This window comes from Citrobacter sp. Marseille-Q6884 (assembly GCF_945906775.1).
GTDB lineage: Bacteria > Pseudomonadota > Gammaproteobacteria > Enterobacterales > Enterobacteriaceae > Citrobacter.
In genome coordinates this window covers 577,176-590,262 of record NZ_CAMDRE010000001.1, presented here as the reverse complement: position 1 = coordinate 590,262, position 13,087 = coordinate 577,176, and the positions used below count along the sequence as shown (strand labels likewise).

The following is a 13,087-nucleotide window of genomic DNA, read 5'->3' as shown; positions in this document are numbered from 1 at the left end:
TCCTTAAGTACCAGGCTCTGTATCTTCAATTATGAGTGGTCATTAAACGCATTCTTAAACCACTCAACATCATTTCCGGTGAAGGCTAACACATCGAAACGGCAATCCACAGTATCAAAACTCCCATTGTGGCGCGCGAGCCACAAGCGGGCGGTCTGTAATAATTTGTGTTGTTTGCTGCGAGTCACACTTGCCGCTGCGCCGCCAAACTGGGTTGAACGCCGGTAGCGGACTTCAACAAAGATGGTGGTGCGGCCTTCACGCATTATCAGGTCGATTTCGCCGCCCCGTTCACGTACGTTGGCGGCGATAAAATGCAGTCCTTTGCCCTCCAGCCAGTCACGCGCAGCAGCTTCCCACGCGTCACCGGTCTGTTTACTTGTTAGCTGGCAGGAACGACTTCTCCTTGCTGGTATTTGAGCCATGATAACTTCCTGTTTATCACACAATCCTGCGTTGCAGTTAATGCACCCGTGTTACCGCTAATTTCGAATCCCTGCACCTGACGCATTTGCGAGAAGTGGTTCGCCAGTGACCAGGCATCAACGCCCATGGCGTACATACGCGCCAGCGAATAGTCGTTACGCACCGCGCTTAACGCCTGCTGCATGAGTGACGCATTGCCGCCAGCCAGCATAGGAATTTCGCTGTACTGTAAGCCTTCCATCTCCAGTCGGAAGTCAGGACCCGCCGTGCCTTGTGCGCTACGCGAGCTGGCATACAGCGTGGCACCGCTCTGGCTGCCGTTACGCATGGCGATCATCGGTTTAATAAACGCAATTTCTTCCGGGGTCGCCAGAATGTACACGGCATCAACACGACCGCTTCCGCCAGTGATTTGCGCATCCGTTGGTGCTGCTGGGATCGTCAGACCACCAATTGTTACACCAGGCTGTGACGGAAGTGAGGAGGCAATTGGGCTGCCTGTCAGGGAAATCCCGGAACCACCGTTGACGCCCATTTTCAGCTCTGCAGTAGAGCCAAACTTCTGCTGTAACACCACACCGCCGCCAAGCGTCTGCCATTCCTGAGCAAAGGCGTTTGATACACGATCGCCAAGGCCGCTACGTGGAACCAGCAGCAGCGGAGCTTGCTTACCCTGCGCACGAATATGACGTGCGGCATCGCGCGCTTCATCTTCCGGTGACAGGGCGAAGTAGCATACATTTGGCAGATTCTTCACCGCCTCAGGCTGGTTAAGCGCCAGCACGTTCAGCGGGGTGTTGCTTTTCATCAGCTCTTCAACATTGTTCTTCAGCAACGGGCCGACAACAATGCTGGCGCCATCCTGTTGCACCTGCGCCAGAATCTGGTTCAGCGGCTGCGAGGAGGTGTCGTAGATTTTCAGCTCAGCGGAAGGATTCGCCGGCGCGCTTGCCGTGGTCGGTTGCGCTGAAGTTGATTGTGGCGCAGCAACCGCGGTTTCTGTCTGCGCTGGCGCATCGCTGGTCAGATCGCTCACTGAAGCCTGAGAAGGACTGGCAACGCCATCAGCCGTCTGTGGCTGAGCATTTGTTTCGGTGCCGCTCGTTGGCGCCACTGCCGGTGTTACTGCGGGGGCGGCTACCGGTTGCGTGCCCATATTTTTCGCCGCTTCAAAACCTTGCTGAATCGTACGGCCAAACACAGCAGCCTGACCATTCAGAGGCAGCAGCAGCGCAATTTTGCTGGTGGATGCTGGTTTAAAGCTCTGGACGTTAACCAGCTGCGTTGGCAGCAGTTTGGCTCCCGGGTTTTGCGGATAGCGTTTTTGCCAGTCGGCAATACCCGCTTTCATCATGTCCGGGTCGTTACGGTTATCAAACCATACGCGTTGCAGATCCAGCCAGCCTTGCAGCACATTCTCATCGGCATTGATGACCAACGCCTGAGCTTGTTCTGGCGTCATGGATGAGAGCGCCTGCCAGGTCGCATCACTATTTTTCTGCTTATCTTTAGCGGCAAGCAGCGGCTCCTGAGCGATTAACGCACGCAGCAGTGAGAGGGAAGGGCGACCCTGGCTGGCGTCAATTTGCGCTTGCCAGTATCGCGCTTGCTGGTTCTGATCGAAATCGGCAGGGGTGAGTTTATCCAGCAATGCCTGTGCGCCAGCCACATCTTTTTGTGCCAGCTTGATTTCCACCGCCAGCAGAGACTGCTCCCGGCGTTGATTATCGTTCAGATTCTGCGGCAACTGGTTGAACAATTCGACCGCCTGCTGGCTTTTACCTTCTTTCAGCAGTGCACGAATGGCGAGTAATTGCCAGTTGGTCTTGCTATCATCTGAACTTTGCTGCATCTGTTGCAGATAAAAGCCGGAATCAGCTTGCGCAGTGCCCTGCATATGGGCTGCACTCTGATCGGGCGCCTGGGTGCCACAACCGGCGAACAACAATGCTGCCAGGATAACAGGCAGTGCGCGCGCGGCTTTCAAACGAGAAAATGTTGAGGGTACCATTCTGTATCCAGTGATATTTTTTTACGCAATGCTCAATATTAAATCGGCAATACGGACGACACAATGAAACAACACGAATCGGCGGATAATTCTCAAGGCCAACTCTTTATTGTACCTACTCCTATCGGGAATTTGGCTGATATTACCCAACGAGCGCTCGAAGTTTTACAAGCCGTTGATTTGATTGCCGCTGAAGACACTCGTCATACAGGATTATTGTTACAACACTTCGCGATTAACGCGCGTTTGTTCGCGCTACATGATCATAACGAGCAGCAAAAAGCCGAAACGTTAGTCGCAAAACTGAAAGAAGGGCAAAACATTGCCTTGGTTTCCGACGCCGGTACGCCGCTGATTAACGATCCGGGTTATCACCTGGTGCGCACCTGTCGTGAAGCGGGTATTCGCGTCGTTCCTCTGCCGGGTCCGTGCGCTGCGATTGCCGCATTGAGCGCTGCGGGTCTGCCGTCAGATCGTTTTTGCTATGAAGGTTTTCTGCCTGCCAAATCCAAAGGCCGCCGCGATACGTTAAAAGCCATTGAGGCGGAACCGCGGACTCTGATTTTTTATGAATCGACTCACCGCCTCCTCGATAGCCTGGAAGACATGGTTACCGTCTGGGGGGAGTCGCGCTATGTGGTACTGGCGCGCGAATTAACCAAAACCTGGGAAACCATTCACGGGGCGCCGGTTGGCGAACTGCTGGCCTGGGTAAAAGAAGATGAAAACCGCCGCAAAGGCGAAATGGTGCTGATTGTCGAAGGACACAAAGCGCAGGAAGACGATCTCCCGGCCGATGCGTTACGGACGCTGGCGCTGCTGCAGGCCGAGTTGCCGCTGAAAAAGGCCGCCGCGCTGGCTGCTGAAATCCATGGTGTGAAAAAGAACGCGCTGTATAAGCACGCGCTGGAACAGCAGGGAGAATAAGCGTGGGTGAATACCAGCCTCCCTTCGCCGTCACGCCACTGATACTCAATCAGGTGATTGAGATTGGTGAGCTTATGGGGCATTGGGCGGTTATGGCTGGGCGGGCATCTCCTCTTTTGCGCAAAGAGAATCGCATTCGCACTATTCAGGCTTCTTTAGCGATTGAGCATAATTCGCTGAGCGCGGACCAGGTTACGGCACTGATGGAAGGGAAGCGCATTCTGGCTCCGGCTAAAGATATACAGGAAGTCAGAAATGCGATATTGGCCTATGAAAAGATGTCGGAGTGGAAAAGTCATCAGTTATCTGACCTTTTGAATGCCCACCACATCTTGATGATGGGCCTGGTCGATAATCCTGGTCGATTGCGCTCAGGAAATGTTGGCGTATACAGAGAAAAACAACTCATTCATATGGCTCCCCCCGCTTCGCAACTTCCCCGTTTGATGGATGAATTGCTGCATTGGTTAAGCGTCACGGAAATCCATCCCCTGATTGCGGGGGCTGTTTTCCATTACGAGTTTGAATTCATCCATCCATTTGCGGATGGAAACGGCCGAATGGGGCGGTTATGGCAGACATTAATTCTTAGCGAGTGGCGTGCAGAACTGGCGTGGCTACCGGTGGAGACACTGATCCACTACCAGCAAGAGCGGTATTATCAGATTCTGGGGCAATGCGATCGGCAAAGTGGCTGTACGGCGTTTATAGAATTTATGTTGGACAACATGATCACTGCATTGAAAGAGGGATTAGAAAACACCTCCGCGCTGTCGGAAGAAATGTCGGAACAAATGTCGGAAGAAATATCGTCTGAGTTAACGGCCATAGAGAAACGTATCCTGCAGATCTTATCGGATCAGCCGACGCGAACGGCCAAAAGCCTTGCAGGTGAATGCGAAATTTCAGCACGAACAGTGGAAAGATATCTGAAAGCATTACAGCAAAAAGGAAAGCTACAACGCATTGGGGCGAAGAAAGGGGGGTCATGGCGGGTATGCTAACAGCCCATCCGTCGTTCTAAATCCGTTCTCCTTCAGTGCCAGAAGGATGTCGTAAAAAAGAGCGTCACCCGGTATAAACCAGATAACGCTCCATAATTCGCATTCAACTCTCGATGCGTTCTACGATAATTCGCGGGCTGGCATCAATTTATTCGCCGAGCCACAGACGTTGATTTTGCTCCGTACCACTTCTTTCATTGCATCCATACCGACACGCATGTAGTAGCGAGGATCGTTACCCTGTGGGTTTTCAGCAAACCATGCTTTGACCGCATCAGCGAAGGCAATTTTCAGTTCGGTGGCGACGTTAACTTTGCACACGCCGAGTTCGATTGTGCGGCGGACATATTCGTCAGGTACATCGCTTGCGCCGTGCAGCACCAGCGGAATATCAACAACTTCACGAATCTCGGCCAGGCGCTGGAAATCGATTTTTGGCGTTTTGGTGTAGAGGCCGTGCGCGGTACCGATAGCGACAGCAAGGCTGTCTACGCCGGTCAGCTCAACAAAACGTTTTGCTTCCTGCGGGTCGGTCAGGAATGCGCTTTCTGCATCAACGCTCATATCATCTTCAACGCCGCCCAAACGGCCTAATTCTGCTTCAACGCTGCAATCTTTGGCGTGGCAAAAGTCCACAACGGATTTCACCAGCTTTACGTTTTCTTCAAACGGGAAGTGGCTGCCATCGATCATCGCGCTACGTACCCCGGCATTCACTTTGCGACGGATATCATCCAGTGATTCATGATGATCAAGATGCAGCGCCAGCGGCATGTCGTAGGTTGTGGAGTAGGCGCTGCACAGCGCGTAAATCTCTTCCAGCGCGATATGTTTAAAGGTGCCCGGAGTCCCGGCGAGGATCACCGGCGAACGCATTTCATTGCACACTTCGAGGATCGCCTGGATCGTTTCGGCGTTATGGATGTTGAACGCAGGTACGGCATAACCTTTAGCCTGTGCATCCTGCAGGAGATATTTGGTGGAAATAATGCTCATAAAACGATCCTCTTAGGCATTCCAGGGATGAATGACAACACCCTGTACGACACGGTTGACTGTACCGCTGGCGGAAGGCGTATCTGGCGTATTGCCGATGTTGATGGATTGCGTAAGTGCAAACACCTGGGCGTACATCAGGAAGCAGAACGCTAATTCCATATCGATGAACGTGCGTGAAGATGGCAGCAGGATATGTGGGCCGGCTTCAATGGTGGCATCGGTTTTCTCGGCAATGGCGATAACGCGCAGCGCCTGTTGATCGCGGCGTAACTCAGCTAACAGATCGAGATCATACTGACGCGTATAGGGATGGCTGGAGACAAAGACCACCACGAGCGTTTCGTTATCGACCAGCGATTTGGGGCCATGGCGAAAACCGGTTGGCGAGTCATAGAACGCGGCCAGTTTTCCTGCGGTCAGCTCCAGAACCTTCAGTGCAGATTCACGCGCGGCGCCCTGCAGCCCGCCGCTGCCGAGATAGACGATCCGTTTCCAGGGTTCATGACCAAATACGCCATCGCTAAAATCGCCAAGCGAGGTCAGGATCTTTTGGCAACGATCCGCCACGTCGCGGAAGGTTTTACTGTTGATTTTCTCCGGGGCGAAGACGGCCAGGCAGCTGGCCATCATGGTGGTAATACTGCTGGTCATGGCGAAACCACGGTCATGGGTTTCGGCAGGCATTAACAGCGCAAAGGCGTTGTCGCTTTCGATTGCATTTTGATACAGGCTGCCCGCTTCGTTGCAGGTGATCGAAAGGTGATAGCACTCAGGGACAAACTGATTAGCCAGCTCTACTGCGGCGACACTCTCGGGGCTGTTGCCCGAGCGCGCGAAAGACACCAGCAGCAGCGGATGTGCTGGGTTCAGGTAATCCATCGGATTGGTCACCAAATCCGTGGTGGGAACGGCGCTGATGTTTTTTCCGGTGTGGCTGGCGAGCCAGGGAGCGATGATGTCGCCGATAAAGGCCGAAGTACCCGCTCCGGTCAGAACGATCCGCAGGTCGTTTTTGCGCAGTAATGGTGTGAGGAAGCTATCAATGGCGGATCGAATGTTGTCGATATTAACGAGAGAACGGATCCAACTGGCAGGTTGCTGGCGGATCTCTTCTTCTGTCCAGGTGCCCGTTACCGCAGCAACAGGAGTGTAGGTTTCTGGCATAACTTAAGTCCTTAGTCTTGTGAATTCCACATCAGACGCTGGTAAACATGTTGCTATCTTTCGTTTCGTTTCACTTGTACACATGATCGTTTGTTTAAAATCTATATGAAAGAAATCGAAAGTTCAATGGCGTAAAATGCAATAAAACGAAATTTGTGATCAAGAAAGCAGCTCATTCAATTAATCTATTGATATATAAAGATAAGTTTTAATTAACGTTGAGTTCTGATTTTTCTTAACGAAAGGAAAAGAAAGGCATTGCACTCGGTGAGCAAAGGCCAATATGAGGCAAAATGAAAGGTCTAAAGGGGGAGAGCCTGACCCTGAATCCAGATCTGTTGCATATGCAGCCCACTGTCGAGCGCAATAATATCGGCGCGTTTGCCCGTCTCTAACGATCCCTGACGCTTTTCGATCCCTAACAAGCGCGCAGGGTGTAACGAAGCCATATGGATCGCTGTTTCAGGGGCTATCCCGGTGAGTTCGACCATATTGCGAACGGCCGCATCAACCGAGAGCGTACTGCCTGCCAGACCGCCGGAAGCCGTTCTCACGATCCCGCCGGACATTTCTACCTCATCGCCACAAAGCGTATAGCGCCCGTCGGGCATGCCCGCAGCCTGCATCGCGTCGGTGATGAGCACGACCCGATCTTGCGCACAGCAGCAGCACAACTTCATGGCCGCCGGATGAACGTGGTGTCCGTCGGCAATCAGTTCCAGCCATGCGCGTGGGTCGGTTAAACCTGCGCCGACCATACCGGGTTCACGGTGATGCAAACCGGTCATGCCGTTATAGCAGTGCACTAACCCGTCAGCGCCAGCATCAAAGGCCGCACGGGTCTGTTCCCAGGTTGCGGCGCTATGACCCAGCATGACCCGCACATTCTGTTGCTTCAGATGGTGAATGGCCTGCAGTGCGCCGGTTTTTTCCGGTGCCAGTGCGACGACACGCAACGTCTGTTCGGAAATCGCAATCAACGCATCCAGTTCGCTCAGAGCCAGCTCCCTGAAGAGTTCGGGGGGATGCGCGCCTTTGTTCTGCGGCGTAAAGTACGGGCCTTCGAGATAGCTTCCCAGCACCTGCGCACCTGGCCCACCAGAATGGCAGCGGCGGGCAATGCGTTGCAGCGCCCTGTGAATATCCTTCAATGGGGCGGTGACGGTAGTGGGTAGCCAACTGGCTACCCCCTCACGCGCTTTATGCATCGCCAGCTTATCAAGCGTATCGGGTGCTTCATCCATTACATCGACGCCTGCGCCACCGTGCACGTGGGTATCGATATACGCCGGGCAAAGCAGTTCAACATCGCGGCTCATCACGCCTGTTGGCACAGGCTCTATTGCTGTGATGATGCCGTCTTCAATACGCAATTGGTGGTCGTCCAGCCAACCCTGTTCAGTCAGCAGACGTCTGGCGCGCAGCAGCTGTGTCATATCCCTTCCTCAACGGGCTTTTCCTCGCGGCAGCGTCCCAGCTCATCGACCAGGCTGGTTAACCCCCGGTGTCCGCACTCGAGCGCTTGTAAACGAAACGCTTCGCCGCTCAGACCTTCTCGTTCCAGCACCATCTCCAGCAGCAGTTGCAAATTGGTCCCTGTGATCACTTCCGTCCCTTGCCTTTGCATTGCCAGCGTGGAGGCGACGCGAAAGGGCGTTCCACCCAGCAGGTCGGTCAGAAAGATAATTCCTTCCTCGGCATCCAGCTCACTCACCGCCTGCTCAAGCTGCGAGGTCAGTAAGGCAGTGGTTGAGGTTTCTGGAAAGTCGATGGCGATAAACTGAGACTGTTCGCCCAGAATCTGCTTCATCGCCTTTTCCATTCCGCTGGCAAACCCGCCATGACCCGTCAAAATAATACCTAACATCTACAGCCCCTTGTATTTAAAGGAAATGACAGAACTTACCTACCACGCCGAGTACCACGGTAATGGCGATAAGACGCAGGGGACTCCAGCCACGGCGAACCAGCCAGTACATGGTCAATGTGTAGACCAGTGGCAGGAAAGCAGGCATCAGCTTGTCAATAACATCCGTTTGCAGCTTCACAACCGCATCGCCAGCGGTAATTTCCAGCGTTGTGCTAAGGCGAACGTATGTGGCTACCAGCGCCCCAATTACCGTCATACCTACGATAGATGCCGCGTGTCCGACCTTCTTGGTATTGGCTTTAATCAGTGGGATTGCGGCCACGCCCATACGGTAAGCGTAGTGCGCCAGGCCAAAGCGCAGACCGAGGTGCACAATGTTGAAAAATACAATAAAGACGATGGCACCCAGAATGGAGCCCTGAAGCGCAAGGCTGGCGCCAATCCCGCCACAAATGGGCAGTAACGTTAGCCAGAACATCGCATCACCGATGCCGCCAAGCGGCGCACCCACAGCAATTTTGGTGCTTTGAATACTGTTCACGTCCTGCTTGGAACGCTCCATCGCCAGGATGATCCCGATAACAAACGTCACCAGAAAGGGGTGGGTATTGAAGAAACCCATATGGCCTTTCATCGAACGCGCCAGATCGCGTTTGTTGGTGTGGATCTTTTTCAGTGCGGGCAACAGGCCGTACAACCATCCTGATGCCTGCATACGTTCATAGTTAAAGGACGCCTGTAATAACATTGAACGCCAGGCCACGCGGTTGATATCTTTTTTCGTCAACTCAGCGCCGATTTTCTGGTCTTCATAGACGTCTTCATTGGTGCCTGACAGCAGCGTTGTTTCTGTATCGGAAACGTTCGGCAGAGCCGTTTGATTAGATGCCATCTTCGAATTCCTCTTTTTGTGCTGTAGGAGCCGTAGGTTCAGGTGATTTACGCAGAAAATCGATCAGCGCCATTGCCAGAGCGGCAGCGGCGATAGCCAGTACCGGGAGCTTGAGCCAGGCCGCGGCAACAAAACCCAGGATGAAATAAGGGATGTAGACGTTTTTCATCATGATTTTCAGCAGCACGGCAAAACCGATAGCTGGCATGATGCCGCCCGCAACACCCAGGCCGTCAATCAGGCGGGTTGGCAGGACATCAATGGCGGTTTTGGCATGTTCCGCGCCAAAGTAAATCGGCAGGAATGCGCATAAAAAGTAGAACGTTCCGAGCGCCAGTAATGCCAGATAGTTTACCCGCTCAATCCCTGCTGTATCGGCATTGGCTGCCATACGGTCGCAGCGAGCCATAACCCCTGACATAACCGAGAAGAGGAAGGTAATACCCATCTGAACGGCTACGGCGAACGGTACCGCCACACCGACGGCCACTTCAGGTTTCACACCGGTGGTAATGGCGAAGGTGGTCCCAACGATGGTGCCGATGATCACGTTTGGTGGCTGGGCGCCAGCCAGTGGGGCGAGACCCATCCAGACCAGTTCCAGTGTACCGCCGGTTAAAATACCGGTATGCAGATCGCCCAGAATCAGACCAACCAGCGGTCCAAGCACAACCGGGCGGTGCATGTGCGTCAACCCGTTGAACATATCCAGGCCTGCGATAAAGGCGAGAATACCCAACGCAACAGCCTGCAACAGACTAATTTCCATTGTGAATTCCTCAGAGAAGTTTAAAGAGGTCCTGGGCTGGTTCTGTTGGAACGCCCTGTACGAAGCATTCCACCCCGGCAGCTTTCAGCCCGTTAAACGCCGTAATATCGTTAGCGTCTACAGAAACTGTTTTGGCGATTTGCTGCTTACCGTTGGCGTAGTGCATGTTGCCTACGTTGATGCGGTTCACAGGTACGCCACCTTCGACCAGCCGTAAAAAATCCGCGGGTGATTTGCAAACCAGCAGAATTTTTTGTCGATCGGCGGCACGATGAATGTTGTCGATCACTTTTTGCAGTGACCAGAAACGGACGGCGATCCCTTCAGCCAGCACCATTTCCATAAGGTTTTGCTGAACCGGATCTTCAGCGACCTCATCATTTGCGACCAGAACCAGATTTGCCCCCGCAAATCCAACCCACTGCACACCAACTTGACCATGAATCAGGCGTTCATCAATGCGACTTAATACAATGTTTGGCATAGAATTTTTCTCTTTCTTGTTATGCGTTATGAAATGATGCACCCAGGCAGGCGCAGTGATATTGCTGCAGTATGTCCTGAATATGGTTAATGATGAGTTCTCGTGGTGTTGCTCTGAGACTGCCCTCGCGTACTTTTACGTACTGCAACGGTAAATACTGGCTGATCAGCGGCAGCGGAATAGGTTCGTCAGCCAGGTTACGCACCAGGCGTTCGAAGGCGTCATCAATCTGACTGTCCGGCCAGTAATAACGTACCCGATCGGAGTAGCTGTAGCCGCGAGCCAGACGACGCGCGTGGCTATCTCCGTGGTAATGGCTTTGCCAGTATTCGGGGCGGTCAAGCATGACGCTTTCCAGAACATGGCGCAGGCCGGAACTCGCTTTTGCAGGCAGCAGTTCTTCCTCAATGGCGGCCAGTGAGAACAGGGCTTCGCGCAGGGCAAAGGTCAACGCGGGACCGACTTTCAGGATAGCGAAATGGTCTTTCACTAGCTGACGTAGGGACTGCGGTGTTTGGTAATCCGTTGAATGTGCTTCAAATACCAGCGTGTCGTAGGCTTCCACCATCTTGCTTAAGGCGACAGCTTTCTGCGGCTGATAATCGATGATATGCGTGTGATCGAATTCGACGCCGGGTTGAACAACCAGTGCGATAATACGCGGCCAGATGGCGTCCAGACCCTGTTTTTCAAACGCATGGTGGTGAGCTTCCAGCGTGGCGCGTGCAGCATCAGGCGTGGTGACTTCCAGCTCGGTTAACGTTTCGTGAGCCCCACCAGGTACCGGGACTTCCGTACCAATCACGTAGACCAGATCAGATTCGCCAAAATGGGCTGTGCAGGTTTCTTCGGCGATCTTCGCCAGTCGGGCGGCACGTTCAGCGACGATTTTATCCGTCAGGGGAACCGGGTCGTTGGCGCAGGACATGCTGCAATCCAGGTGGATCTTTTTAAAACCGGCGGCGACATAGCTTTTGATCAGATCGTCAGCATTGGCCATTGCCTGTTCGGCGGGGAGATTTTGCCAGCGGTTTGGCCCCAGATGGTCTCCGCCCAGAATTAATCTATCCCGTGGAAAATCAAACGAGTCGGCCAGGCTGTAGACAAAATTGCGAAAATCGGCTGGCGTCATACCGGTGTAGCCGCCAAACTGGTCAACCTGGTTGGAGGTTGCTTCAATGAGTAGTGGTGTATGGTTCGCATGGGCGAAGCGTATTGCGGATTCCAGTACCAGTGGGTGCGCGGAACAAACGGCATAAATCCCGTTAGCTTCTCCGCGTTTGTGCTGTTCCACCATGTCAGTTAGATGTTTCACTTTCCTCTCCAGGTCAGATGATGGCGACATCAATCTTTCGTTTTGTTTCATTTGATACTGCATCATGGTGTTATAAAAATAAAACGAAAGATACTGGTTTTCCGATCTGTTTCACAAAAGAAACATAATGAAAGGTTTCAGCGGTAGATCTGTGTGCCTCAGAGCGGCTTATTGCGCTTGCATTCCGTGAAAAGAAAGGCGTTAATAGACAAAACGAAATGAAACGAAAGTATTAATTAAGGGATCTCTTATGAGCAATACCGATGCTGCAAGTAAGCGCGTGACAGGTACCAGCGAGCGGCGTGAGCAGATCATCCAGCGGTTGCGACAGCAAGGAAGCGTGCAGGTGAACGATCTTTCTGTTTTCTTCGGCGTATCCACGGTGACGATCCGCAACGATCTGGCTTTTCTGGAAAAGCAGGGCATTGCTGTCCGCGCTTATGGTGGTGCGCTGATTTGCGACAGTAATACGCCGGGTGTGGAACCCTCTGTTGAGGACAAAAGCTCACTCAATACCGCCATGAAACGCAGTGTTGCCCGTGCAGCCGCTGAACTGATCAAACCGGGTCACCGCGTGATTCTGGATTCCGGTACCACGACGTATGAAATTGCCCGTCTGATGCGCCAGCATACCGATGTGATTGCGATGACCAACGGCATGAATGTCGCCAATGCGTTACTGGAAGCTGATGGTGTAGAACTGCTGATGACCGGTGGGCATTTGCGTCGGCAGTCGCAGTCATTTTATGGCGACCAGGCGGAGCAATCGTTACAGAACTACCACTTCGATATGCTGTTCCTTGGCGTTGATGCCATCGATTTAGAACGGGGTGTGAGTACGCATAATGAAGACGAAGCCAGATTGAATCGCCGGATGTGTGAAGTGGCCGAGCGTATTATCGTGGTGACGGATTCCAGTAAATTTAATCGCTCCAGTCTGCATAAAATCATTGATACACAACGTATTCACACCATTATTGTTGACGAAGGTATTCCGGCAGAGAGTTTGCAGGAATTACGCCGCTGCGGTGTTGAAGTGATCATTGTTGAGTAACGCCCCGCGAAAACTCAAAATTGTGATCGGTTTCAATTAAACAGAAAGAAAAAATAAGCGAGCTTTTTCTGCGGCTCGCTTTCGTTTTACCGCAAAGATCCCGCCTTTTTCTACCCCACTTAATGTTCTGCCCGTTTTCATTCTTTCGCTTTTCTCCTTTTCGATTTGTCTA

At 52.8% G+C, this 13,087-nt stretch carries 13 protein-coding genes; 3 read left to right on the top strand and 10 right to left on the bottom strand.

Going from position 1 to position 13,087, the window contains the following annotated elements:
• Positions 1 to 29: 29 nt before the first annotated feature.
• Together N7268_RS02715 and N7268_RS02710 are read right to left on the bottom strand one after the other, a co-directional pair.
• A complete protein-coding gene (locus N7268_RS02715) occupies positions 30 to 425 on the bottom strand; it encodes a YraN family protein (RefSeq protein ID WP_260861725.1) in 396 nt (131 codons plus the stop codon).
• Positions 383 to 2,437: a penicillin-binding protein activator gene (locus N7268_RS02710; protein ID WP_260861724.1), complete on the bottom strand. Its 2,055-nt coding sequence runs from the start codon at positions 2,435 to 2,437 to the stop codon at positions 383 to 385. Before N7268_RS02710 ends, N7268_RS02715 begins: the two co-directional genes overlap by 43 nt.
• 63 nt (positions 2,438 to 2,500) lie before the next feature.
• Between N7268_RS02710 and rsmI the strand changes: the two genes are divergently transcribed.
• Positions 2,501 to 3,364: a 16S rRNA (cytidine(1402)-2'-O)-methyltransferase gene (rsmI, locus tag N7268_RS02705; protein ID WP_198905604.1), complete on the top strand. Its 864-nt coding sequence runs from the start codon at positions 2,501 to 2,503 to the stop codon at positions 3,362 to 3,364.
• 2 nt (positions 3,365 to 3,366) lie between these two features.
• Entirely contained in the window at positions 3,367 to 4,368 is a 1,002-nt protein-coding gene (locus tag N7268_RS02700; protein WP_260861723.1) for a Fic family protein, read from the top strand.
• A gap of 120 nt (positions 4,369 to 4,488) precedes the next feature.
• Here N7268_RS02700 and kbaY read toward each other — a convergent pair whose 3' ends face one another.
• The 8 genes from kbaY to kbaZ all read right to left on the bottom strand — a co-directional run bounded on the left by kbaY (position 4,489) and on the right by kbaZ (position 11,891).
• Entirely contained in the window at positions 4,489 to 5,364 is an 876-nt protein-coding gene (kbaY, locus tag N7268_RS02695) for a tagatose-bisphosphate aldolase subunit KbaY (RefSeq protein ID WP_260861722.1), read from the bottom strand.
• A gap of 12 nt (positions 5,365 to 5,376) precedes the next feature.
• Positions 5,377 to 6,531: an AgaS family sugar isomerase gene (locus N7268_RS02690; RefSeq protein WP_260861721.1), complete on the bottom strand. Its 1,155-nt coding sequence runs from the start codon at positions 6,529 to 6,531 to the stop codon at positions 5,377 to 5,379.
• Between the two features lie 302 nt (positions 6,532 to 6,833).
• Positions 6,834 to 7,967, bottom strand: a complete 1,134-nt coding sequence (gene nagA / locus N7268_RS02685; protein WP_260861720.1) for an N-acetylglucosamine-6-phosphate deacetylase — start codon at positions 7,965 to 7,967, stop codon at positions 6,834 to 6,836.
• Positions 7,964 to 8,398, bottom strand: a complete 435-nt coding sequence (gene agaF, locus N7268_RS02680; RefSeq protein ID WP_260861719.1) for a PTS galactosamine/N-acetylgalactosamine transporter subunit IIA — start codon at positions 8,396 to 8,398, stop codon at positions 7,964 to 7,966. Before agaF ends, nagA begins: the two co-directional genes overlap by 4 nt.
• Positions 8,399 to 8,414: 16 nt before the next feature.
• Positions 8,415 to 9,293 (bottom strand): PTS N-acetylgalactosamine transporter subunit IID, encoded by an 879-nt coding sequence (agaE, locus tag N7268_RS02675; protein WP_198905619.1) that lies wholly within the window; start codon positions 9,291 to 9,293, stop codon positions 8,415 to 8,417.
• Positions 9,283 to 10,062 (bottom strand): PTS N-acetylgalactosamine transporter subunit IIC, encoded by a 780-nt coding sequence (gene agaW, locus N7268_RS02670; RefSeq protein WP_198905620.1) that lies wholly within the window; start codon positions 10,060 to 10,062, stop codon positions 9,283 to 9,285. Before agaW ends, agaE begins: the two co-directional genes overlap by 11 nt.
• A 10-nt stretch (positions 10,063 to 10,072) precedes the next feature.
• Positions 10,073 to 10,546: a PTS N-acetylgalactosamine transporter subunit IIB gene (agaV, locus tag N7268_RS02665; protein ID WP_198905621.1), complete on the bottom strand. Its 474-nt coding sequence runs from the start codon at positions 10,544 to 10,546 to the stop codon at positions 10,073 to 10,075.
• Positions 10,547 to 10,565: 19 nt separating this feature from the next.
• Positions 10,566 to 11,891, bottom strand: a complete 1,326-nt coding sequence (gene kbaZ / locus N7268_RS02660) for a tagatose-bisphosphate aldolase subunit KbaZ (protein ID WP_313958367.1) — start codon at positions 11,889 to 11,891, stop codon at positions 10,566 to 10,568.
• 220 nt (positions 11,892 to 12,111) lie between these two features.
• Between kbaZ and N7268_RS02655 the strand changes: the two genes are divergently transcribed.
• Positions 12,112 to 12,915: a DeoR family transcriptional regulator gene (locus N7268_RS02655; RefSeq protein WP_260861718.1), complete on the top strand. Its 804-nt coding sequence runs from the start codon at positions 12,112 to 12,114 to the stop codon at positions 12,913 to 12,915.
• Positions 12,916 to 13,087: the final 172 nt, after the last annotated feature.